This window comes from Sphingobacterium sp. HJSM2_6 (genome assembly GCF_049316305.1).
Classification (GTDB): Bacteria; Bacteroidota; Bacteroidia; order Sphingobacteriales; family Sphingobacteriaceae; genus Sphingobacterium.
The window spans coordinates 100,783-125,985 of the sequence record NZ_JBMOXB010000005.1; the positions used below are offsets into that span (position 1 = coordinate 100,783).

Sequence of the window (25,203 nt, forward strand, 5' to 3'; positions counted from 1 at the left end):
TTAAAACAATTTTATTTCACTGTTCGTTCCATAAATATGCGGTTTTATAAAAGAAATACCCAAAATTAGAAGTGTTAAAATTGTTAAGAGTATGTTAAAAAGTCATTAAAATGTTTTGATTTCTATACAGTATGTATTACATTTGCTTCAGCTTGTTAGAAAATTAACGTAATTGCTAACGATTTGATAAGCTTATGGTTGTAAAAAAAAGCGATTTAATGAAAACAAAGAAACTAGTGGCAGTCATGCTCTTCATAGGCTTATGTCTATACTCGCAGGCACAAACCAGTCAACAAAAGTCAACTGACCCTGATAATCTAGCCAAAGAATACTTCTCACAAATAATGGGTGTAGCAGTAAATGCTACCGCGAATACGAAACTTTATCAATTTGTATATGAATGGTTAGGAACTCCATATCGTTTAGGTGGAGATTCAAAGCGTGGAATTGATTGTTCGAAGTTCTCTTTAGCCTTGTATGAAAATGTATTCAATACAACAATTGGCTATAACAGCAAAAATCAATGGTCTAATGTAACACCCGTACGTAAAGGAGAGTTACAACCAGGAGATTTAGTGTTCTTCAAAATTAGAAGCAGAAGTATCACTCATGTAGGAGTATATATGGGCGATGATAAATTTGCACATGCTTCATCCAGCAATGGTGTGATGATTAGCAATTTAAATGAGGCTTATTGGAGACGATATTTTTATAATGGAGGTCGTCCAAAATTAGATGAAAGCCCAACCATGACGGCAGATGCCAATGGCAACAAAAAAGATAATTTGAACTAGAATCTGTTCTTGAAATAAAATTTACAACAAAAGTCTGAAAGTCGATACTTTCAGACTTTTGTTTTTAAAAGATTTGCTAAATTTACGATTGGAATAACAGCGCTATAATGTCAGCAAAAAAAACACTTATATTAAACAAAGGGCAAATTCTACAAAAGTCCAGACGCATTGCCTATCAAATCATCGAAGATAATTTTGACGAACCAGCTATTGTACTGGTAGGAATTGCAGATCGAGGCTATGTATTTGCACAACGCCTTCAAAAGCTCCTGCAAGAAATTGCACCTTCCAAGCAAATTGAGTTAATAAAAGTCACCATTCAAAAGACTAAACGTAGTTTAGAATCCAAAACAGACTTACCTATTGAAACAGTAAAAGATAAGGTCGTTATTTTAATCGATGATGTATTGAATAGTGGAAGAACCCTAGCATACGGTTTAGGCGTGTTTCTAAATGTTCCTTTAAAGCGTATGCGGACAGCAGTTCTCATCGACCGAAGCCACCATCAATTCCCTGTCTTTAGCGATTACTACGGCTTAAAACTATCTACAATTTTGAAAGAACATGTAGAAGTGGTCTTAGAAGAATATGATCAACAAGAAGATGCGGCCTATTTATCATAGACCGCATCTTTTTTAGGTTGTACTAGGAACATGAAATTAGTCCTTATTATCCATTTCCTTTATAAACTTTAATTTTCTGACCGATTCTCAAAGCAGATCCTTTTAAATTATTATCTGATTTCAATCTAGAAACGGTAGAACCTTTATATTTCTGTGCGATATCCGACAAGGTATCCCCTTTTCTTACCGTATACGTTAAATAAGTAGGATTTGATTTTTTCTTGGACTCCTTCTTCAAGTTGGCCGACAACACATGGGTCGTCAACTCCTTATCCAATTCATCCTGTATAACTAAGGTTTTTCCTACGATTGATGATTTCGAGGACAGGTCGTTCCATGCTTTAAGATTTTGAACAGACACCTCGTATTTCTTTGCTATGCTGGCTAGCGATTCCCCACGCTTGACCAAGTGTGTCTTTTCCTTCGCTGTAAGACTAGCCGCTTCAGCTACTTTAACAGCGCCTGGATGATGGATGGTTGCATATATCAACGAATCAGAAAACTGCTCCTGATAAGGAATAATTAAGCGTTTTGGTTTCTCAGCACTAGCCGAAATATAAGCTTTTTTATACGCTGGATTCAGCTCTTTAATCATGTCAGGAGCAAAGCCTAAACTCTTTGCCAATTGCTCAAGACTTATCGAATGCTGTACCATCATAATCTTATGGTCATCCCCAAGTTGAGGATCCGTTGCACTCAAATTATAATTCTGCGCATGATTCATCACATAAGTCATCGCAATAAATTTCGGAATATAGTTTTGAGTTTCCTTAGGTAAAAACGGAGATAACTCCCAATAAGTCGGATTATGTAAACCAGAACGTATTATCGCTCTTCGTACACAGCCACGCCCACAATTATAAGATGCCAAGGCAAGCAACCAATCATCAAACTCTCCATAAGCTTCTTTCAAGTAATCCGAAACCGCATAAGTACTTGCATACACATCTTTACGCTCATCAAAATTAGCATCCATCTGAAAATGATAAGACTTTGCTGTACCATAAACAAACTGCCATAAACCAACAGCACCCGATGTAGAAACCGTATGAGGGCTTAAAGATGATTCTACCACCGAAAGGTATTTGACTTCATTCGGAATCCCGTTTTCCTCGAATATTTGATCATAGATTGGGAAATAATAATTTCCCAGACCTAATAATTTCTCGATATAGGGCTTATAATTTTTGGAAATATACTTATCCAAATAAGCTTTTACTTTCGCATTGTAAACTAAGGGAACCGTTTTTTGCAAGCGTTGAATACGCTGGGAAATAAGCACGTCATCCTGGCTAAAACTAACCTCCGACTGATTATCTGCATCCAATTCAGAAAAAACTCGTTGGCGCTCCTTGTGCATTTGTTCGATAACCGTGCTTTGCAGGTTTTCTGAAACTTGTGCAGGAGCTAATTGATGTTGTTGGGCTAGTCCAAATTTAGTTAAGACACTGAAGCCTATTGTCACTAGGAAACTAATATTTTTGTTCATAAGTAGTGTTGATACTATTCACCTTTGTGTTAGTTCTTCGCTTATCGTTGGCGAATTAGGTGCAAACCATGGATTGGTTAGCTTAAAATAAAAAGTTTCATTAAACGCGCTTGTTTAATGAAACTTTTCAAAGTCTTTACTGAATATTATTATTGTTGTTTATTAGCAACATCATTTTTCGCGTTAGTAGTATTTTCGGCAGAACCATCTTCTTTCTGACCTTCTTTAAATTCTTTTACGCCACGACCTAACCCACGCATTAATTCAGGAATTTTCTTACCCCCAAATAACAATAAAGCTAATACAACAATGATAATAATTTCATTAGTACCGATAAATAATAATCCTGATGTGTACATATTCTATTTAATTACTTATTCTTTTCTAAACTGTATATCTAACAAATATAGTTATATTATTCTAAAAACCATGTAACTATCTTGCTATCCACTGCACTGGATTCATGGCGGTTTGCCCTTTATAAACACTTAAATCTACGTAAGAAAATCCTTCCTCCCCGTCGTGGTCTGCTGTACCTATTACCGTCCCTGTAGAAATCTTTTGCCCCTTACGTACCGAAGAGGTTTTTAAGTTCGAGTAGATTGTAAAAAACTCACCATGCTGTACAACCACTCCAATAGTACCGATATCCACCACTTGCATTACTACCCCTTCAAATATGGATTTCACTTGGGCATTATCACCCGTGCGAATCCGTATATAATCGTAGAAGTCATGCACCCCACGTTCCACTAGGGCGTTTCCGTAATTTCTCACGATATTACCTTGCGATACTGGCCAAGGCAAACGACCACGGTTAGACTGAAATCCTGCCGATAATTTCGCAGCCTCTGGGGTATTATTCAATACTGCTGAGCCTGTTTTTTTCTCTATTTTCTTTTCCGCTTCAGCTACGGTAGTACCCGATTTCTTCGCTTCCGCTTCAGCCTCTCGCCTACGTTTTTCTTCAGCCAATTTCCGAGCCGCTTCCACTTCTCTTGCGATAGCTGCTTTCAATGCCGCTTCCAACCTTTTCTTTTCTTGCTGTTTTTTGGTCAACTGGCCTCGGAAGCTTCGCTCCTCTTTCGCCAATTGATTTAATTCTTGAGAATGCGCCGCCTTATCTTTCGCTATGGTATTGCGCTCGACCTGTTGCTCTTTTAACAAGGCTTGTTGGGTTTGTTTATCCCGTTGCAACTGCGCTAATTTCAGTTCAATTTGTTTCTTATGCCCTTCAATTTCCGAAACCTTAACCTTACGGGCATCGTTAAACTGTTGCAAATATTTCACCCGTTTGAATGCCTGATTAAAATCCTTAGAAGCAAAAATGAACATCATTTTGTTGTAGCCATTTTTATTTCTGAAGGCGAAAAGAATCATCTTTTCATAATCATTCTTCATTTTTTCAAGCTCTTCTTGGAGCTTGTCCACGATCTTATTATTGGAGTTTATATTATTATTGATAATACGCAACTCACTATTCATGGTGCTTATTTTATCCTCCCTTAAATTCAATTGCTTGCTCAATGCCGTCACTTCCCGTTGGGATAACAACTTCTCTTGAGTCTTTGCACTCAATATTTTTTGGAGTTCCGCAATTTCCTGATCAATCTTTTCCCGTTGCTTTTTTAGTTCCAAACTGCTTTGCCCGAAACTTATTCCTACAAAAAGAAAAACAGAAAATATACTTAATACGATCTTTTTAATATCCATGAACCACTAAATTCTTGCTTATAGCTAAATAAAACTTCCAAAAATAAGGATATAGTTTATATAAAGACAATATTAACTTAATTTTATTTAAGAACAGCCTCGTCGCTTATTAATTGATAACCTTATACCTGGAAGGAACATTAAATGGAAGTTCCAAAGCTTTATTAAATTCTATTTTATTATACACTAAATCTGCTCCCAGTTTCACATCATCCCCTTCAATACTTAACGTGAATCGTTCAGGAAAATTATACCCATCAGATTCCGCAAAATCCCCATAATAGGTTTCCATTTTTCGGTTTTTCCCCAATTCCATTAGGTTAAACGAAAAAGGCCGATTATTAGTTTTAACACCATAATGAAAAGTAAGTCCATCTTTTATACCGATCAGTTGAATATCGTCAACACTATTGGCTACCTGCAATTGATCTGTACGTAACAGATCTACGGTGATATTGCCCATAAAGATATCTTGAAGCATAGCGAAACTAATCCCTGGATTGACATACTTATAGATGTAGGAAAATGGTTTTGCAATATATTCTCCTTGCATTTTATTCATTATCCTCACACTATCCGGAGTGATAATCACGCGGGCAGCTTCGATACCCAACAGTGCTGTTACAGAAATCCAAATGGTTTTACCACGATCCATTCGGATGTTCAAATTGACATTATGCGATTCCTTGCCCATTTCTACTTTCGCTTTCGCTTTCCCGCTAAACGTGTGAAAATCAAGATTACTCAATTCAAAATTTTTGATCATTTCCACATGGGAATTTGCTACAGCTAAATGAGGATCCGTTTTCACGACTTTCTTTTTGCTAGCACATGCTGTCAGAATCAACAGCATAAACAGTCCCGACAACAGTTTATTCAATATATTTCTTTTCACTGATCTTCAATTTTATCTTTTCCTGATCGATAGCCGTTTGATCTGCTAAAGTCAACGCTTTGGTCCATTGCTTTATTGCATCCTTAGTTTTTCCGGATTTTACGAGAATATCCCCATAATGCTCATACAATACAGCCGACTCCGAACTGTTTTTTATAGCTTCCTCAATCCAATGAAGTGCTTGTGAATAATCTCCTTGTTGAAATAACACCCAGGCATAGGTATCTTGAAAAGTTCCAGATTGAGGATCTAATTCCACAGCCCGCTTTGCGTAAGAAGCTGCTTTTTCCAACTCTTTCTTTCTCAAGGATAAATAATACGCCAAATTATTCATCGCACTAACATTCGTGCTATCTAAGCGGATAGCCTCCTCATAAGCCACATCCGAAGCAGATTCCAACTTCAATTCATGGTATAAATCACCTAGCGAACCATAAATCATCGATTGAACAAAAGGATTTTCATTGGCGCTTTGGTTCAATGCCCCTTCTAAGTATTGTCTAGCATTCAAGGAATCCTTTTTAATCATGTATGCAACACCAACAAAATAGGTCAGCACCACATTACCAGGATTGTATTTTAACGCTTCGTGACCATCCACTATTGCGTTATCCAAATCATTCATTGCGATTTCGACGTTTAACAGTTTCCGCCAGGCATCCACATGCTGTGGTTGCATACTCACCGTCGTTAAATACAAGGATTTTGCTTCCGGTAATTCCCCATTTTGCCACATCAAATCTCCTTTGAACATGTGGCTATCTGGAATTCTTGGATGATTTAAAACTAAGCTATTGGCCAAATCCTGTTTTTGAACCATATTAAAGGTGCCCTTACTATTCAAAACATTTAACATCGCCCGATGTTTTTCCGCAAAATTTATTTGCTTAGACGCAAAGGCTTTTTGCAGATTCACGAACGCTAGATCGTTCTTTTTCATTGCCGAATGTACATCCGCCAAGTCCAAGTAAAGTAGGTCATCCTTCGCATTTAACAAGCCCTCTTCCAGTACGGGTAAGGCCTCTTTTGCCCTGTTTTTATCCAAATAAATATACCCTAAACTGCTATATACTTGCCTGATTTGAGATTTCTTTGCCCGCCAATTATTCAGAATTTGAATTGCTTCATCCTCTTTCTTCAAATCCATTAAGATCTCGGCTTTAAGCACATCTAACGTATCCGACTCCCCAAACTTACCTTTAGCCAAATCATAAACCTGCAATGCGGCATCCGATTTCTTGCCGGCATGAAGCAACATGATTTTTTCCCGGTATATTTCTCGATTATTAGGTTTAGTTTCAATCACCTTATCCAGCAAACCAACCGCCGACTCTAAATCACCACTACCCTTATAAAGGTCCAATAAGTGATTCGCAAAGGTTAGGTTTTCAGGAGCAAAAGTTACTGCATCCTTAGCGGCAGCAATCGCCACCTCCAAGTTTCTCGCTTGTGCATATAGTAAAGACTTCGCGTAATATATTTCGGCAGCTTTAGGGTACTTTAAAATACTTTCTTCAATTTGTTGCAATGCTGCATTAATTTCCCCACGTTTCAACTGAGCCTCAATCATGGCCAATTGTTCTTTATAGGCTTGATCTTGGTTCACCTCTTGCGCCATCAATTGTTGACCAAAAAATAACATCGCACATGCCACAACTTTCCAGCCTAAAACTCTTCTCATTCTTTTTTTGTTAAGATATCTATGTATTCCTCTTGTATCGATTTTCAATACCTTAGTCAAGATAATAAATTAATATTAAAGAGCGCAAAAATGCAGAAAAGTTTAAAAGGATAACCTTAATATATGTTAAATAAAGTTTTCCCATTCCAAAACATGGCCCCATTTCGAGCTCAAAAGCACGCCCTATCCTGAGCAAGCGTAGAAAAGCTTAGCCATAAAAACCGATAACTAGTCGATTTAAAAAATAACGTGAAAAGGAATTCTACTTTACTACAAAACAGGAGCATATGTACTGGCGTTCGTTAAAAAATGAGGCAATTATTCCAATCCATCCAAAACTCCATTCAAGCAAGTTGGGAGGCTAAATATTTTCTAAATATCTCTTTGTTAATTAAATATTATTATTGTACCTTTGCAGACCTAATTGTAGGGATTACAATAGGATTTACAACATTATTAATTAATTAAATAAAAGCAAGTGAATACGTTAAGTTACAAAACTGTCTCTGCTAACAAGAACACCGTTAACAAGGAATGGATCGTTGTTGACGCTGAAGGCGAGATTTTGGGGCGCTTAGCAAGCGAAATTGCGAAAGTGATTCGTGGAAAGCATAAGCCAACATTTACCCCACACGTAGACTGTGGAGATAACGTGATTGTTATCAACGCAGACAAAATTAAATTGACAGGAAACAAATTAGGCGACAAAGTTTATGTTCGCTACACAGGCTACCCAGGTGGTCAACGTTTCGTTTCTCCTAAAGAATTAATGGCTAAACACCCAGAGCGCATCATTGAGAAAGCGGTACGTGGTATGTTACCTAAAAACCGTTTAGGTCGTCAATTATTCAAAAACCTTTTTGTTTATGCAGGTTCAGAGCACAAACATGAAGCACAGAATCCAAAACCAGTTAAATTTTAAGGAGATCGATTATGTCAACAACTAACACTTCAGGAAGAAGAAAAACTGCTGTTGCCCGCATCTACTTAGCGGCTGGTAGCGGTAACATTACCATTAATGGTAAAGACTATAAGGAATATTTTCCTACATTACCTTTGCAATACATCGCAACTCAATCTTTATTAGTTGCTGAATCACTTGCAAATTTTGACATCAATGTTAACGTTCAAGGTGGTGGGGTAAAAGGACAAGCTGAGGCAGTACGTTTAGCAATTGCTAAAGCTTTAGTAGAACTTAACCCAGAAGTAAAACCAGCTTTACGTGCGAAAGGTTTAATGACTCGTGATGACCGTATGGTTGAGCGTAAGAAACCAGGACGTCGTAAAGCACGTAGAAGATTCCAATTCAGTAAACGTTAATTTAGGAGGATCAAAAAATGGCAAGAGCAACATATCAAGAATTATTGGATGCAGGTGTTCACTTTGGTCACCTTACTCGCAAGTGGGACCCGAAAATGGCGAAGTACATTTTCATGGAACGCAATGGAATCCATATTATCGATTTGAACAAAACTATTACGAAATTAGATGAGGCTGCTTCAGCAATCAAACAAATCGTAAAATCAGGTCGTAAAGTATTATTCGTAGCTACGAAAAAACAAGCAAAAGAAATTATTGCTGAACAAGCGAAAGCGGTTAATATGCCTTTCGTAACAGAGCGTTGGTTAGGTGGTATGCTTACCAACTTCGCTACTGTACGTAAGTCAATCAAGAAAATGGCGAACATCGATAAAATGCAAAAAGATGGCACTTACGATGTATTGTCTAAAAAAGAAAAATTGATGATTCAACGTGAGCGTATCAAATTAGAAAACCTTTTAGGAGGTATTGCTGATTTGAACCGTTTACCAGCAGCTTTATTTATCATCGATGTGAAAAAAGAACACATCGCGGTAGCTGAAGCATTGAAATTGAACATCCCTACGTTTGCCATGGTAGATACCAACTCTGACCCTACAAACATTGACTTCCCTATTCCAGCAAATGATGATGCGACTAAATCCATCAGTTTAATTGCAGGTGTTATCGGGAAAGCTATCGTTGAAGGTTTGGAAGAACGCAAACGCGATAAAGAAGAAGATGCGGAAAAAGAAGCTGCAGCTGCTAAAGCTTCAGTTGATAATGGTGAAGCAACAGAAGCTGCTCCAGGAAAACGCACTCGTAAAGCAAAAGACGTAGAATAATATATTCTATTTTATAAAGCCGGATAGACTTGTGTTGGTTTCTGGAAGATAAGCTTCCTTGATCCTTCCAATCTGTCCGGTTTTTTTGTTCTTAACTAAAAAGTTAACATACCGTTATTTATTTAACAAAAGCATGTTAACATATCAATTGTAATTTTAATAAAAAAAAATACTATGTCAGTACAAATTTCTGCATCAGATGTAAACAAATTGCGTCAACAAACTGGCGCAGGTATGATGGATTGTAAAAAAGCGCTTATCGAAGCTAATGGTGACTTCGAAGCTGCTGTTGACTACCTACGTAAAAAAGGTGCTAAAGTTGCTGCAAGCCGTCAAGACCGTGATTCTAACGAAGGTGTGATTATTGCTAAAGCTTCTGCTGATGGTAAATCAGGTATCGTTGTTGAAGTAAACTGCGAAACTGACTTCGTAGCTAAAAACGCAGACTTTATCGCTTTCGCAGAATCTGTAGCTGATGCTGCATTAGCGAACACGCCTGCATCTTTAGAAGATTTAAAAGCAATCGAAATTGATGGTGAGAAAATCGCTGATCTTTTGATTTCTAAAACAGGTACTATTGGTGAGAAAATTGATGTATCTAAATTCGAATCTGTAAGTGCGGAGAAAGTTGTAGCCTATATCCACGGTAACTACCGTTTAGGTGTATTAGTAGGTCTTTCTGCAGCTGTTGATGCGGCTGAAGAAGCTGGAAAAGATGTGGCTATGCAAATCGCTGCTATGAACCCAGTAGCTATCGATAAAGATGGTGTTGATACTAAAACTATCGAGCGTGAATTAGAAATTGCGAAAGAGCAAATCCGTGCAGAAGGTAAACCAGAAGAAATGGTTGAGAAAATTGCTGCAGGTAAATTGAACAAATTCTACAAAGAATCTACTTTATTAAACCAAGAGTTTGTAAAAGATTCTTCAAAAAATATCGCTCAATTCCTTGATTCAGTAGAAAAAGGATTAACTGTTACTGCATTCAAACGCGTACAATTAGGAGCGTAAGCTTATACTTTATAAAAAAAGGGCTTGATGAATAATCAAGCCCTTTTTTTATGGGCTACCCTGTACCGATGATCGCTATCCCTTAAGCAATAACAGGCCTAGTCTACGCAAGCTCTGAGCTACCTAAGAATACCCTTGCCTTGCAATTACTGCAGCAGCAGCGTTTCGGATATTCCTAATGTATTTTTGAAATAGGCATCGTGACTTACCAAAACAATAGTGCCCTCAAATTGGTTGAGCGCATTCGTCAAGATATCCATATTTTGAATATCTATATTATTGCTAGGTTCATCCAAGATGATTAAATCAGGAGCTTGCTGTGCAATACTCATACTGCACAATAACAATCGCATCCGTTCTCCACCACTAAGTACCTCACAAGGTTTATTCCATGTATCTCTGGGAAAAAGAAATCGGTTTAACCTGATTTTAATTTCATGCTCCGCCAGTCCAGCGTCGTTGAACGATTGAGCCATTTCATAGATACTCAGCTTGGATTGGATAATGGAATAATCCTGATCGATGTATAGCGAACTAAATTCACGGGAGAATAAACTTCCTGAACTCGCTTGTACCTGCTGAAGTAATAATTTGATCAAGGTTGTTTTCCCTGAACCATTTCTTCCGGCTATTTCCCAACGACTTCCCTGTTTTATTTGAAAATTTAAAGCATTCCGCCATAAATTCTTCGCCCTAATCTGGTATTGAATATCCTTCCCCTCCAATATTACCTTGCCGATTGCCAAATGAGAACGCTTAAAGTCAAATTGCATTTGATCTAAGTGTAATGCATTATTTCGTAAATCCTGCACTTGCTGTTGGATACCCAGAATTTTTTCTTGATGGATCCCTTTTAATTTGGCACTGCTATTTTCAGCATTGTTCTTTAAGGTATTCATCATAATTCGAGAAAGCCCCGATTTTTCCTGCTTTCCCTTCCCTCTTGCATTCAACTTTTGTTGCCTTTCCAAACTTTCCCGTTCTTTCTCTTTCGCTTTTCGCAATTCCTTTTGACTTGCCTGAAGTTGTTGATCCAATGCATTCCGTTGAATTGTTTTTTGCTCTTCGTAAAAGTCGTAGTTACCCCCAAAATGCGTTATGCCTTTAGCGCTCATGGCTGCCACATGCGGAAATAAGTTCAACAAATTACGATCATGACTAACCAGCACTATGGATTTTGAGGTACTTGCTACCCATTGGTAAAGCAATTCCCGACCCTCTTGGTCCAAATGATTACTCGGCTCATCCATTAAAATAATATCAGGATCAAAAATTTGGATTCCTGCCAGAAAAACCTTTGTTTTCTGACCACCACTAAGCTTATGAAACGAATCCTTCAAACGAATGTCTTCCAATTGCCAATATTGAAAAGCCTGCATACTACGCTCCTCAATCGTCCAATCGTCATTTAATAGATCATACCAAGTCGGATCCAACTCACCAGCTAAAATGGCATCTAATGCCTGTAATTTCTTGCTTAAGCCCAGGACATCTGCAACCGTTTGATTCGGAATGGATTCATGCAATTGAGGGATATAATAAGGGGTTGAATTCGCTAGGTAATCACCTTTGTTCAGCGTAATTTGACCAGCCAATATTTTCAAAAGGCTCGACTTTCCTATACCATTTTGGCCTATAAGGGCAACTTTTTCTTGGTCTTGAACCAAGAAATCTAACTCCTCAAAGAGGATATCTTTATTGGGATGTATGTAGGTGGCTTGTTTTAATAAAAGCATTGCTCTTTTCGCTAAGGGTAAAACCATAGTTTGAAAGAATAATTCAAACGATAACTTGATTTTTGCGGAAAGAAGGAATCTTACATAAAGTACTTTTAATTTATTGCTTGCAAATATAAGAATTATTTTAATTCCAATAAAATAGCAGCGTCTAAGTTAAAATAGTCCGAAAAGTGAGGTTGATCCGAGGGCCATGATTAACTTTCGTTGGGGGCAGTCTATGCAACCAATTGGTTTGAGTTTTACCTTTCATCAGCAATAAACTCCCATGCTCCAAAAGTATATCCACTTTTGTTTTATCCGTTTTATGCTTAAACGAGAATTTACGCGTAGCACCGAAAGTCACAGAAGCAATTGCAGCATCTTTTTGAAGATCCTTTTCCGCATCGCTATGCCAGGCCATCCCCTCAGAACCATCATGGTACAAATTTAATAAGCAAGAATTGAACGATTCTCCGGAGATTTCCTCCACCAGTTCTTTTAGCTTTAGAAGTTCAGGAGTCCAAGTCAGCGCGATCTTTTGAATACCAGAATATTGATATTCAAAAGGCTGGTCGCCATACCAGGCCACTTTGCGTTTGGTAAAGATATGTTTCCCAAATAGCATCGATTCATCCGGTTTCCAATCGACTTGATGCCATAATTGATTATACCAATCATCTGCCTGGTCGATCACGATACCATAATAATTTACGAGACCATCGTATGGTAGCCAGTTTTTCTGTGGATCAGCAAAATTACCTAGGTTAAACTTCATCATGTTTTCTAAATTGTGCAAACTCCCATCCTAGGATGGCTTTCTTACGTACTGGTTCCCATCGATAGCCACCAAAATGCCCTGTCGCTTGAATCACCCGATGGCACGGGATCAAATAAGCCACTGGATTTTGACCGATGGCTGTCCCTACCGCACGGTAAGCTTTAGGATGGCCAATGGCCGTTGCTAATTGCTTATAGGTACTGCAAGTTCCGGCAGGTAGCTGTAGTAAAGCTTGCCACACTTTCAATTGAAAAGGAGTGCCTTTTAAGTGCAATTTGACCTGAGCCAATTGTTGAATAGCCGGATCGAATAAAGCGATAGCCGCTTGATGGAAGGAGTCTTCCTGTTCTTTAAAATTTGCTAATGGAAATTCCATTTTCAAAGCGCGGATGCTCGCCTCCTGATCTGCTGAAAAAGCCATACTACAAATTCCTTTAGGCGTCGAGGCAATAAAACAAGTACCAAACAAGGTTTCATACCATTGGTAATTTATGGAAATACCTTGCCCTTGGTTTTTAAATTGTGCCGGAGTCATTCCTTCGAGCTGTACAAAGAGATCATGGAGCCTACTTGTACTGCTCAAACCGGTTTGCAGATGAGCGTCAAACAAACTGGGCTGTTCTTCACGGAGCAATCGCTTCGCAAAATCAGTTTGCAGGTACTGAACAAATTTCTTAGGACTAACCCCCGCCCAATCGGAAAACAGACGCTGAAAATGAAAAGGACTCAGATGAACATGCTTGGCTATATCATCCAAGGATACATTTGACTTAAAATTATCCTGGATAAACCCAATTGCTTTCGCAATACGATCATAGTTCAGTTGCATTTGTGATTTTTCCATACCCAAAGTTCGACAACAAAAATCAGTATAAAAATCCGAAACTTGCTAAACTAAAAAAAGGTAATTGATTCATCAACTACCTTTGCTTTAATCCCATATATTGGGAAATTACCTAGCTAAATATCCCCCATCTACGGGGTAATAAGAGGCTGTCACAAAGGAAGATTTATCCGATGCTAGCCAAAGCGCTAATTCAGCTACTTCACTTGCTTTTCCAAGCCTTTGAAATGCATGCTGAGTTTCCAAGTATTTTAAAGTATCTGCATCCAATGCATTGTCTACTAAAGGTGTGGAAATAAAACCAGGGCCTATCGCATTGACACGTACCCCTTTGGTCGCGTATTCCCAGCCCGCAGACTTGGTTAATCCAACCACCCCATGTTTGGCGGCTACATAGGCAGAAGATTGAGCAAAACCTACCGCACCCAAAATTGAAGCCATGTTAATAATACTACCTCCTACTTTTTCAATTTCCGGCAATTGGTAATGCATCCCGTAGAATACGCCGTTTAGGTTGATGTTGATAACCTTATTCCAGCCTTCCAAAGACATCGCCCCTACTGTTGCGGCCTCTCCTCCAATACCCGCATTATTCACCGCAATGTGCAAAGCACCGAAATTCTCAATCGCCGCATCTACAATGCGTTTATTGTCTTCTGCCGATGCCGAATCCGCTTTAATAAAAATAACATTAGCTTCCCCTAGGTTATTGAGGAGTTCATTCCCTAATTGATCATTCAAATCCGAAATGACTACTTTAGCTCCTTCAGCAACAAATAATTCTACAATTGCTTTACCTATCCCAGAGGCTCCTCCAGTGACAATGGCTACTTTATTTTCTAATATTTTCATAGTATATGCCCTTTAAATTCTTGCATAGCTAATTTAAGGAAACATCTCAGAGAAATAAGTGATACCAATCACCTAAAAAACTGATTATGACTTTAATAAGAAATTAATGCTTAAACCTTACACAATTTTGATAATTAATTGCAGGAGCAAAAGGTTAAAATTCACCAGGTAGTTTTATGGGCTTACTTTTTCCGAATTCATTGCTATACACTTTGATGAGCACTCCTACGGAAGATAAAATCAAAGGCCCAAAAATTAAGCCCAACATGCCAAAAAGCTTTAAGCCAAGTAATACTCCAAAAACCGTAATCAATGGAGGTACATTGCCTAAGGTTTTTAATATGGTAAATCTTAATATATTGTCTATACTGCCAATAAGGATTAAGCCATATAATCCTATTCCTATACCATTTGCCGTTTGCCCTGATGCTACCGTAATAATTGCCAATGGAATATAAATGGTCATGGTTCCTAATACGGGCACAATGGACGAAACGCCCGTTAAAATACCCATCAGGATAAAATTATCGACATCAAAGATCCAATAACCCAACATGGCGACAATACCTTGGCATACCCCTAAAATGGGAATTCCAAGAGCATTCGAGCGAACCATTAAATAGACTTCATCCCAAATTTCTTGCTTACTTTTCAAAGAAAATGGAATAGCGCTAATGATGTAATATTCCATTTTACGACCATGAACCTGCATAAAATAAAGGACGAATAGAGTCACTAATATATTGACTCCGACTTCCGCTACCGAATTTAATATATTGGGCAAATACTTCGTCAAACGCTGTAAATTGGCCACTAAAGCTTCGTCAGAAAGATCTATATCTTTCAATAAAGGTTTATCAGAAAGATACTCTTTAAGCAAGTTAAACTGCGTGACGATGTTATCGGTATTATTCAATAAGGAGGTAATTTGAGGCATTAAATAATCGATAATACCCCAGACAGGCAGGACAATAAAAACAATGGACAGCAAAATAAACAACAAACTGGATAGGGATTTATTCCATTTTCGCTGTTCCGTTAACTTAAAATAAGAATGCCTAAAAAGTATATATAGCGTTATCGCTCCTAAAAATCCTGGGAAATAATAATAAAGGTTCGTAAAAATGACAATTCCAATCAAAATGATGATGATAATCAACATAATTTGATTGATGGAACTGTTGCTGATTTGTCTCGGAGTCATACGTTAAAATTCTATGAGCAATTTACGAATAAGAACTGATAAGAGTCGTATGACCTAGCTTTTGAAAACTATTTTTTTGACCGCAACAGTTCGGGAAACTAAACTTTGCTAGGCAAGATTTAGTTGATTTAAGAAAATAATACGACCCTACTTCCACGGATCTCCTTTGGATCTCCATCGGATATGAATCGGATATCCTATGAAAATTTCCGAATCAAATGCGATTAAGATCCATATCAAATGCCTCTTTATTCAACATAAAATCATATTGGTTCATTGGAAAAAGATGGAGGAGGAAAAAAAATAGCTTTGCCGCTCAGGCACTTGGCAAAGCTATCCTGAATACCTGTAGCCTATTTAAAATCGAAATAATAATGCATGCTAAGCTCTTACTATAGCTTCGCATGCATTCATTAGACTAATCAAGAATTTGAAAATGCTTTTCGCCTATTAATTGAACATCCGTCTTTCTCATGTGTTGAATTTGAATAGTTTTACCTAGGAAATTCTTTGCCATTTTATTGGATGCAATAGTAACATGGCGACAACCATCCAAATACAAACCAACTTCTCGGTAGAAGGGTTTATAGGTTTTGGTACGTATAAGCTTGTTATTCGAAAAAACTAAATCATTCACTGATCGAGCATAGAGTATGGCATGATCATAATGTTTAAAGGTATTGTTTACAATATGTATTTTTTGATGGTAGGTGGGAAAGTCTACATTTTCAGGTTTTACCGATGGGGTAATGGAGATCACTGCCTCTCCCCAACCCCAGGGTTTATCAAGTATATTATTGCCCGAGGAATAACAATCTTCAAAGACATTATGCTGAATCAGCAAATTGCGATTTGCTCCAGATTCATACCATAACTCAATATCCCCTTCAATCAAAATCGCTGCCCCCGCTGTTCGGAAATAATTATTTTCAATCACTGCTTTCGAGGCCGTAGTAACCAAGATACCTCGAGCACGATGACGCTTTAATATCTTGCAATTCCGAATTTCTACTTCAGGGTTCCTATTTATATTTTCTAATAAATCGCCAGGCTTTAATGCTTGTTTAGGCTTCCCATCAAATTTCAGTTTATAGCCGGTAATTAAGCCGTCCTTCCATAAGGTTTCCTGATAAATAACCGCCAAGGAATCCTTCCTTTGCATCGATAAGGTATCCACAATCCAGGCTTTTTCACCAAGATTAAAGCCGATGTACCGACCATTGGGTTTCACTAAGAATGTTTGATCATCCAGCACCTGAGTCACTTCAGCATACATCCCATGTATATTGGTAAAATCATCCCCAGCACCTGTCATCTCTACGCCATCCAACACTATTTTACCTTCGCATCCATTGAAATGTGTCGCATCTGCCACCGTACTAAATACCCGACCTTTCTTATCATTTGCGATGATTTTCACATTTTTCAATAAGATGTCTTTCGTTCGGTACCCCGATACTCCGCAACTTAAGGTATGATAAATGACGACATCCTCAATCTGTACCTGTTCACTGTTAATTAATAGAATACCATCGGTAATATATGCCCCATGATATAAGGCGATATAAGTACCGAGTTCCGGTTTCATTAAGGGTTTCATGTGGAAACGGACCTGATTGTTCTTCAGTGCTGAAACCTTCGCATTATACAGTTCACCTAAAGGATTATCCCGTGTTTGATAGACAATTTCCTTATGAACTTTATCATATAGGTTATTGTAGTTTTTAGTTATTTTGCTTCGCCAGCCTTCTCCTAAAAAGTAAATCGAATCGCGAACGATTTCATAAGGATAGGCAAGAGAATCTATAGCTAAATCCACATAATTGTCCGATACCCCTACTATCTGCGCCTGAGAAATCATAGGACGATCCCAATCTAAGGAAAAACCTTTCAATTGAATATTTTTTGCTTTATCTATACGAAAAGGCATCATCCTGCCATGAAAAACAAATTCAGATTGATCCGCTAGGATTTGAATGTTCTTTAGTCCCGTTAAATCAAAAGCGATTTGCGCTTTAAAATCTTTGACATGCGCTTCATCCGGATAAAAATCAAATCGACCTTTCGGAAATAGTAACGTAAAGTTTCCTTCAGGATGTTCATCGCATATTTTTTCAATAATTGGTTGAACATTCACCTTCGAATTAGGGATTATACCATACGCTTCAACATGGATCATTTTATTTTTGGATTGTGCATAAGCCGCTGTACCAAAAACAAATGGCAATAGGATAAAAGCAAGGAGCTGGATTTTTAAACGCATTAGTTATTCTTTATTGAACGAAACCTTGTAATAATTACCTGTACGCTGATTGGTGGCTTTATCAATACCAGCAGTATATAAGCGAATATCTTTGCCTACAACATGGCTATCTCCAGTTTGTTCATCGACCTGCCAATTGTAATACGAGGTCACTTGAGGGAAATTGAAATCTCGTTCAGTCCAATCTTGCTTCTCCATACTGCTGGCAAATGAAATAAAACTTTTTCCAGATGGTGCATTACCAATACATACATAGCGTTCTAAATACGTGTTATAGACCACATTGGCAATGTTTACAAATGGAATAATAGTAGATTCTTTGCCACCTAAACCATCCTGTTCCCATGTCCCTTGATAGAATTTTTTCCAGGAATTGGGCGCTAATTTATCAGACAGTTTACATCTTGCTACCGATATATTTTGATCCGTTCGGTTTAAGTTTTCCAAAGAATAAAATCCTTGTTTATAATAGATGTAAGCATATCCATCACCGGGTATCAAAAAGCTAATATCGCCGACTCCATAAAATTGCTTATTCACTGGAGCCGCGTTACTTTTATCTTGGGTAACTATATCTCCTTGATAGCTCCATGTAGCCCCTTCATCCTTAGAAATAGCCAAGCCTAATCTTCGTTCTTTTGCTTCGGTTACCCATCCGTTTAAATAATTGTATTCACTATAGGCAATGGAATAAAAATGGCCTGAAGTTTCGTCAATCCAAAGCCCCATTAACCAATAATAACACCATTCATTACCTTCAGTACGAAAATTAGGAAAATTAGCCGACATACGAGGTTGAGGCATTTTGACTAAATTATCCAACGAGGGACCTTTATGTAGCGCCCAACCATTCCATTGGTTATCGTCAAAATTATTCCACATCGTACCATTATCTCCTAACAAATAGATTTCTCCTTTGTATTTCGCAATTCCAGGCAATTGATCAATTTTATAGGGTTGTGGTATAGGTTGGCTTGATTGCCAACCTATCTTCATATTCTCTTTGGGATCTTCGATTTGACTTATCGTTTCTTTACCGCAACTTATAAAAATAACGGTCAGGCATAGGGTCAAAATCTTCATTAAAATTTTCATAAATTTCACATTTTAATTAATAAGCACCTATTTCGGCAATATTTACGACGGTACCGGCACCATGTACTCCTGTGACTACCAATTTAAAATATCGAGCACTCACCGCATTATCGAAGTCCATTCTAATCCATTTGCCCGCAGGAGGCACTCCAAATTCAGGTCCTGGAATATCATCAACATCTTGCACAAAATCCCAATCACTACCATTTAAAGACACGTATATGCTTACGTTTTTGGGTTCACCATTCGTTTCATTTTGCCAAAAAGTACGGTTCATAAAGGTCAGGCCGTGTACCTCTCGCGCTGTTTTCATATCAATACTAATGCTATGCGGGAAAGGCAATGCTCCACCTAACCATTTAGAAATCCAAAAGGTATAGGCATTATCATCGAGGATTGTCAAGGCATGTCCTTCACCCACTCCTTCCCAAGGGTCATGCGAGGAATAATCAACGACTTCCCAACCTGCGCGGCTAAAATCTTCATAATACACAGGTGCTGGAGGGGTTGATTTTACATAAACATAATAGATTTGCCCATTCTCATCGTATTGATCGATGGACTTATGTTCATCAATAATCCGTATCGGCAATAAATATTCCTGGTCAAGCTGCAAACCCGTAGAGGAGATTATCAATTCAGACAAACTAGAACTAACTTCACCTGCAGGAATGGTTACATTCCAAGAAGAGAGTTCATAGGCTGTTTCTGGTAGCAAAAGGTAGGAAGTTCTATTCAAGTCGTTATAAGCATCCAATGCTTGAATATCAACTTCAAATTTGATAGAAATTGCTGCTGTTATTTTATCAAAACCACCCACTGCAGCACCAATTTTTAGGGTGTCTTTTTTATCCTGTCCACCAATATACTCAATAGACTTCAAGCCCTTAATGGCCTGTGGAATGTAGAGCTTTTGATACGCTTCACGGTTAACGATTTCTACTTCATGATCACATGAGGAAATAAACGTAAGTAAACTAATAGCTATGCAGTTTATAAATACGTAAAATTGATTTAATGATTCTCTTTTCATGATTTAAAATTACCAGCCTTCATTTTGTGATAAAATCCCTGCACTTTTTTCGATTTCTGTCTGTGGAATAGGAAATAGATAATGCTTAGAACGATCGAATATTCGATTTCCCCAAATAGGATAAGTGAACTCTCCTGAACTGGACACATTAATTCTTCTGACCTGTTTATTATCGACAATTTCTGCTATTTTCCACCGCCTTACATCAAAGAAACGATGATTTTCCATTGCAAATTCCACCCTTCTTTCCCTTTGAATACGATCGCGCATTTCTAGCTTAGTAAGATTTGTGGGCAAATTTGGCAATCCAGCTCTAGCTCTTAACACATTCACCGAAGCATATACTTCCGCATCAGGACTTGACAGACGTTCATTTCTTGCTTCTGCAAAATTTAAATAGAGCTCCGATAAACGAAATAATATAAATCGACGTTGTGCCATTCCATTACCAGTATATAAATTATGTTGCTCTAACATGTATTTTTTCCAGAAGTAATTTACACGAGGTTTATCGGTAGAATAATCAGCTCCTCCAGGTGATACATTGACGAGTCTTCCCTTCCAGCTTGCACCATGGTAAAGTATCGTTTGGTAAAAGCGATCATCGCGGTTTTCAAAAGGTTTTGCAGGATCGAAACCCGAAGCAGGATTCGCTATGGGTGTTCCATTAGCATTGTAGCCCAAGACAGGAAGTTCCCCAAGCTTAGTTTCATAGGCATCCACTAGATCTTGTATTGGACCTTCACCATACCAGCCTCCTTGTCCTAAAGAGCCGCCCCAATTATCCCAGTAATGTCCATCGCCATTATTGGGGCTAAAACTTGCCCATAAGGTTTCTGGATTATTAATTTCTAAAAATATAAGTTCGTACGCTTTTCGATTTCCGGAAGGCGTTAAAGACAAAAGATGCCCCTGTAGTTCCGCTTTTTCTTTTGCTACTTTGGCAAAAGTTTCCGCTTTTTCCCATCGAGCTGCATCATTGCTTGGATTCGATAGCGGGCTTGCAAAATACAACCATAAACGACTTCGAATCGACGCAGCTGCTAAGGAAGTAACTCGACCATAATCTGCATCGGAATATATATTAGGTAAATGTTTTTCCCCTTCTAAAAGGTCTTGCTCTATTTGAGCAACCAAAACGTCTATGGAACTTCGCTCTAAATAAATATTTTCTGCACCACCTGGTAATATGGGATTTGTTAAAATGGGAACCTTACCCCACATGGAGTACAAAAGAAAATAATAATAGCCCCGTAATACATAGGCTTCCCCTAACATTCTATTTTTACGAGAACTTGAGGTCTGACTGGAAACTTCTTCAGGAATTAACTCGTAATTTTTCAAGAATAAATTAATTCTTCGAATGGCTTGATAATACGATTGCCAAGTCCAAAACAAAGGGAATGATACTGGATTCCAGTTTCCATTATTAAAATCCATGGTGGTCAGGTGATGCCCCCACATTTGAGCAGACTCATCCGTACCCGAGCCTAGATTAAAAAAACTCGATCCACTATTATCATTACGATAGACGAGTTGAGGAATTTCTCGATATGCATTATTTAAAAACGCTTCTGCATTATTCAAATTGGAGAACACTTTCTTTTCATCAATCAAATCACTTGGAGAGCGTTCTAAATAATCTTTACTACAAGAAGCTAAGGTAAGTGTGAGGGATACCACAAGTAATAAAATGGCTTGGAAGTATCCTTGTTTATTTCTTTTTTGCATTGTTGACATAAATTAGAGTCTTACATTTAAACCAAAATTAAAAACACGCTGAATCGGATAAGGCAAATTGGAACTGCCACTTACCTCAGGATCACGATCTTTAATCCATAAACGATCCCAAATAGCTAGATTTTGTCCATTTAAGAACACACGCACATAGCTAAAGCCTAATTTCTTAAGTCTTTCGCCGGGGATGACATAACCTATTTCCGCATTTCTGAGTTTTAAATAATCGGTTTTGAAATAATAAAAATCAGACATTAACGTATTGTTGGAAGAATTCTTAGCTACTGGAATTAAGGCATTTTCTTGATTTCCTTCTTGCCAACGATGTAAGATCATTGGGTCTAACGGTTTTGGAATATATCTGGCGGTTCCCCCACCTGCCCCATTTAAGAGAATACTGATATCGAAGGTTTTATAAGTAGCCCCTAAAGATAAGCCTCCCATATACCTAGGAACATTTTGCAATAATATCGGCACACGGTCAAAAGCATCTATCCGCCCATCACTATTCATATCCTGATACCTAAGATCTCCAGGGATCAATTTATTATCAAATTGTTGTAAGGCACTGTTATCAATTTCTGCTTGGTTTTGGAAGAAGCCCAACGATTTATATCCTAATACATACCCAATTTCATAACCTCTTAAATCTTGATAGGGATAAGCTGGCATTGGCTGATCATTTTCCATCACCTGATTACGGGAGTAAGTAAATTGGATGTTACTAAAAACACTGAAATCATTCCACTTCTTGTTTATCCTTAACTCGCCATCAATTCCTTTATTAATTACTCTTCCAGCATTCAATGGAGCTAAATTAGAAATCCCTAAATAATCAGGAACCGTACCGGGCTGTGTTAAAATATCCGTCCTTTCTTCGTGGAAGACATCAAAGGTTAATTGAAGTAAATCTTGAGGAAGGATAGAAATTTCAAAACCTAGGTTAGATTTGCGTGCCGTTTCCCATGTGACAAAAGGATTCCCTATTCGAGATTCGTTGTAACCGGGTTTCCAATTAGCCGTAACTCCGAAAGGATAGCCACCACCACCGGCAAAATCACTTAAATACAGCCATCGCTGCCCACCAATTTTATCATTTCCAACTAAACCATAAGATCCCCTAATTTTCATGAAATTCAATCCATCTACCTCTTTCAAAAATGATTCATCACTGATCACCCAACCCGCAGAAACACTAGGGAAAAATCCGTATCGTTCTCCTTTAGGGAAGTTCTCCGAACCATTATACGATAAATTGGCTTCTACGAAATATTTCTTCCTAAACGCATAGGTCGTCCTTGCACTAACCCCTTGATAAGCATAAGGCAATTCGTAGTTAAAGGATCTAAAGGTTCGATTAAATAAAGCTTGGGCAGAAACCTCGTGATCATTCCAGCTATTTTGATATTGTAAACGAAAATCCATATAATTAGATCGCTCAATATTATTATATCCAGAAGTACCTAAGGTACTTGCTATACGTGTTTGTTGGTACATCGGTAATCCGTCAATATCTAAGCCTCGATACCAAAACGAATCAAATTCTTGGCTTCTTACCGTATGGTTGATATTGTTGTTTTCGAAACTAAAAAAACCTTGTGCCGATAATCCTTTTAAGAAGAAGTTTAGGTCGTGTTTTGCGGATATCGTACCATACATCACATTCGTAGAGCTTTCATAGTAACCGCTTTGCGTAACTAAACCATAAGGATTTCTCCAGAAGGGTATTTCTACATTACTTGCAGCACCAAGCGTACCATCAGGGTTAAAAATAGGAAGCGCAAATGGAGGTACATTGCTTATTTGGTTAAACACTTCATTAAAACCAGAAGATGGGCCAATACGTTGTTCCAAACGGCCAGCTAAATCAACTTGTATACTCAGCCCTTTTGTCGCTTGGATATCGACATTGGAACGAAAGTTATACCTGGAGAAACCACTTGTTTTCCCATAATTATCATTTAATACATCACTATATTTCAAGAGTGCCCCTTGATTAATATGGCTTCCAGAGACAAAATATCGGACACGGTTGGAATTGCCACTCACATTTAAATTATATTGCCCTTGAAGTGCCGATTTCTCCAGGATCTCATCGTACCAATTAATATCAGGATACAAATGGGGTTCAGATCCATTTCTAACAATTTCCAAGGCTTCCTCACTAAATCTAGGTGTGGAATTATTATTAAAATCATATTGATTAAAATATAAAGCACTCTCATAAGTACTTATAGGCTTAGGTAATCTTACGACCTGTTGAACGGCTTGCTGAGCCGTAAAGTCAATAGCCGGTTTTTGGCCTTCACGACCACGTTTGGTAGTCACCACAATGACTCCGTTGGCCCCTTGAATACCATAAAGCGCCGAAGAGGATGCATCTTTTAATATGGATACCGATTCGACCTCGTTGGGGTCAATTTGACTAAAACTACCCTGACCTCTAGGTAAACCATCGATTACAATCAAAGGCGCTGTATTGGAACCATATGTAGCTATCCCACGAATATATAAGGAGGAGGCATCGTCTCCAGGTTGCCCCGTAGACTGCACAGAAATCAATCCGGGCAATCTACCTGCCAACGCATTATTTAAATTAGCTACAGGACTTTGTTTTAATTCTTTCGTTTGAATGGTTGCTAATGAGCCTGTGACCGATCGTTTCGCTTGTCGAATATTCATCCCCACCACGACCACTTCATCTAAATCACTTACCTTCGCTTTTAACACAACTTTCAAAGGCGCATTATCTTCGATCAGCATTACCTCATCCAGGTAACCCATAAATTTAAACTGTAAGGAACTCAGGTCATTCGGAACTTGAATTTCAAATTCACCATTTTCATTGGATACGGTAGCGAGTGTCGTTTGTGCTACAGCTACGGTTACGCCAGAAAGTGGTTGCCCCTGCTCATTCGATACCGTGCCTCGGACGATACGCTGTTGCAAAACCTGTTTTACAGTTTTTGTACTTTTTGAAATAACAATGGTCTCATCTTCCATCGTCCAGTTTAAACTTAGACCTGAAAGTATTTGATCCATTGTTTTATTGAAGGGTTGATTGACGACATGCACATCAATTTCTTGGTAGGCTATTTCTCGACCTTGGAGAAAATATTGGTATCCGGTTTGTTTTTTCAATTCCTCCATCACTTACGTGAGGGGTTTTTTCTTCACTTTTAAACTTACCTTTTGTGCATATGAGCTGGCATATGCTTGGAAAATAAACACGAAAACAAGCAGGGCTGTTAGTTTCATTATCAATAACCATTTGACTAATAAAGGGCATAATCTCCCCTTTATATATGCGGAATAATTCATAAATTTGG

Annotated in this window: 21 protein-coding genes; 6 read left to right on the top strand and 15 right to left on the bottom strand. The window is 38.1% G+C overall.

The window, feature by feature from the left end; genetic code table 11:
• Positions 1-218: 218 nt before the first annotated feature.
• Together ACFRAE_RS06300 and ACFRAE_RS06305 are read left to right on the top strand one after the other, a co-directional pair.
• Complete coding sequence (locus tag ACFRAE_RS06300; RefSeq protein ID WP_422796281.1) at positions 219-794, top strand: C40 family peptidase; 576 nt, start codon at positions 219-221, stop codon at positions 792-794.
• 107 nt (positions 795-901) lie between these two features.
• On the top strand, positions 902-1,417 hold the full coding sequence (locus tag ACFRAE_RS06305) for a phosphoribosyltransferase family protein (RefSeq protein WP_422796282.1): 516 nt from the start codon (positions 902-904) through the stop codon (positions 1,415-1,417).
• A gap of 46 nt (positions 1,418-1,463) precedes the next feature.
• On the opposite strand, the gene ACFRAE_RS06310 is transcribed toward ACFRAE_RS06305, so the two are convergent.
• The 5 genes from ACFRAE_RS06310 to ACFRAE_RS06330 all read right to left on the bottom strand — a co-directional run bounded on the left by ACFRAE_RS06310 (position 1,464) and on the right by ACFRAE_RS06330 (position 7,195).
• Positions 1,464-2,906, bottom strand: a complete 1,443-nt coding sequence (locus ACFRAE_RS06310; RefSeq protein ID WP_422796283.1) for a LysM peptidoglycan-binding domain-containing protein — start codon at positions 2,904-2,906, stop codon at positions 1,464-1,466.
• 149 nt (positions 2,907-3,055) lie between these two features.
• The gene (locus ACFRAE_RS06315; protein WP_422796284.1) at positions 3,056-3,265 is read right to left on the bottom strand and encodes a Sec-independent protein translocase subunit TatA/TatB; all 210 of its coding nucleotides are present in this window, start codon (positions 3,263-3,265) and stop codon (positions 3,056-3,058) included.
• Positions 3,266-3,341: 76 nt separating this feature from the next.
• Entirely contained in the window at positions 3,342-4,619 is a 1,278-nt protein-coding gene (locus ACFRAE_RS06320; RefSeq protein WP_422796285.1) for a peptidoglycan DD-metalloendopeptidase family protein, read from the bottom strand.
• A 109-nt stretch (positions 4,620-4,728) separates the two neighbouring features.
• Positions 4,729-5,514: a DUF4292 domain-containing protein gene (locus ACFRAE_RS06325; RefSeq protein WP_422796286.1), complete on the bottom strand. Its 786-nt coding sequence runs from the start codon at positions 5,512-5,514 to the stop codon at positions 4,729-4,731.
• Positions 5,492-7,195, bottom strand: coding sequence for a tetratricopeptide repeat protein (locus ACFRAE_RS06330; RefSeq protein ID WP_422796287.1), 1,704 nt, complete (start codon positions 7,193-7,195; stop codon positions 5,492-5,494). The genes ACFRAE_RS06325 and ACFRAE_RS06330 overlap by 23 nt, the downstream gene beginning before the upstream one ends.
• Before the next feature lie 478 nt (positions 7,196-7,673).
• Here ACFRAE_RS06330 and rplM point away from each other — a divergent pair, with 478 nt between their 5' ends.
• The 4 genes from rplM (at position 7,674) to tsf (ending at position 10,350) form a co-directional block, all read left to right on the top strand.
• Positions 7,674-8,117, top strand: coding sequence for a 50S ribosomal protein L13 (rplM, locus tag ACFRAE_RS06335; protein ID WP_149525068.1), 444 nt, complete (start codon positions 7,674-7,676; stop codon positions 8,115-8,117).
• 11 nt (positions 8,118-8,128) lie between these two features.
• The gene (gene rpsI / locus ACFRAE_RS06340) at positions 8,129-8,515 is read left to right on the top strand and encodes a 30S ribosomal protein S9 (protein ID WP_422796288.1); all 387 of its coding nucleotides are present in this window, start codon (positions 8,129-8,131) and stop codon (positions 8,513-8,515) included.
• 17 nt (positions 8,516-8,532) lie between these two features.
• Complete coding sequence (gene rpsB, locus ACFRAE_RS06345) at positions 8,533-9,339, top strand: 30S ribosomal protein S2 (RefSeq protein ID WP_422796289.1); 807 nt, start codon at positions 8,533-8,535, stop codon at positions 9,337-9,339.
• Between the two features lie 174 nt (positions 9,340-9,513).
• On the top strand, positions 9,514-10,350 hold the full coding sequence (gene tsf / locus ACFRAE_RS06350) for a translation elongation factor Ts (protein WP_422796290.1): 837 nt from the start codon (positions 9,514-9,516) through the stop codon (positions 10,348-10,350).
• Between the two features lie 146 nt (positions 10,351-10,496).
• Here tsf and ACFRAE_RS06355 read toward each other — a convergent pair whose 3' ends face one another.
• The 10 genes from ACFRAE_RS06355 to ACFRAE_RS06400 form a co-directional block, all read right to left on the bottom strand.
• Positions 10,497-12,113: an ABC-F family ATP-binding cassette domain-containing protein gene (locus ACFRAE_RS06355; protein ID WP_422796291.1), complete on the bottom strand. Its 1,617-nt coding sequence runs from the start codon at positions 12,111-12,113 to the stop codon at positions 10,497-10,499.
• Between the two features lie 124 nt (positions 12,114-12,237).
• A complete protein-coding gene (locus tag ACFRAE_RS06360; protein ID WP_422796292.1) occupies positions 12,238-12,846 on the bottom strand; it encodes an alpha-ketoglutarate-dependent dioxygenase AlkB family protein in 609 nt (202 codons plus the stop codon).
• Positions 12,833-13,690 (bottom strand): bifunctional transcriptional activator/DNA repair enzyme AdaA, encoded by an 858-nt coding sequence (locus ACFRAE_RS06365; RefSeq protein ID WP_422796293.1) that lies wholly within the window; start codon positions 13,688-13,690, stop codon positions 12,833-12,835. The genes ACFRAE_RS06360 and ACFRAE_RS06365 overlap by 14 nt, the downstream gene beginning before the upstream one ends.
• A gap of 108 nt (positions 13,691-13,798) precedes the next feature.
• Positions 13,799-14,542, bottom strand: a complete 744-nt coding sequence (locus tag ACFRAE_RS06370) for an SDR family NAD(P)-dependent oxidoreductase (RefSeq protein WP_422796294.1) — start codon at positions 14,540-14,542, stop codon at positions 13,799-13,801.
• Between the two features lie 154 nt (positions 14,543-14,696).
• Positions 14,697-15,746: an AI-2E family transporter gene (locus ACFRAE_RS06375; protein WP_422796295.1), complete on the bottom strand. Its 1,050-nt coding sequence runs from the start codon at positions 15,744-15,746 to the stop codon at positions 14,697-14,699.
• Positions 15,747-16,164: 418 nt separating this feature from the next.
• Positions 16,165-18,009 carry a hypothetical protein gene (locus tag ACFRAE_RS06380; RefSeq protein ID WP_422796296.1) on the bottom strand — a complete coding sequence of 615 codons (1,845 nt, stop codon included), beginning with the start codon at positions 18,007-18,009 and terminating at the stop codon, positions 16,165-16,167.
• Between the two features lie 3 nt (positions 18,010-18,012).
• On the bottom strand, positions 18,013-19,104 hold the full coding sequence (locus ACFRAE_RS06385) for a hypothetical protein (protein WP_422796297.1): 1,092 nt from the start codon (positions 19,102-19,104) through the stop codon (positions 18,013-18,015).
• Positions 19,105-19,120: 16 nt separating this feature from the next.
• Positions 19,121-20,137: a BT_3987 domain-containing protein gene (locus ACFRAE_RS06390; RefSeq protein WP_422796298.1), complete on the bottom strand. Its 1,017-nt coding sequence runs from the start codon at positions 20,135-20,137 to the stop codon at positions 19,121-19,123.
• 9 nt (positions 20,138-20,146) lie between these two features.
• A complete protein-coding gene (locus tag ACFRAE_RS06395) occupies positions 20,147-21,868 on the bottom strand; it encodes a RagB/SusD family nutrient uptake outer membrane protein (protein ID WP_422796299.1) in 1,722 nt (573 codons plus the stop codon).
• Positions 21,869-21,880: 12 nt separating this feature from the next.
• Positions 21,881-25,024, bottom strand: coding sequence for a SusC/RagA family TonB-linked outer membrane protein (locus ACFRAE_RS06400; RefSeq protein ID WP_422796300.1), 3,144 nt, complete (start codon positions 25,022-25,024; stop codon positions 21,881-21,883).
• Positions 25,025-25,203 lie beyond the last annotated feature (179 nt).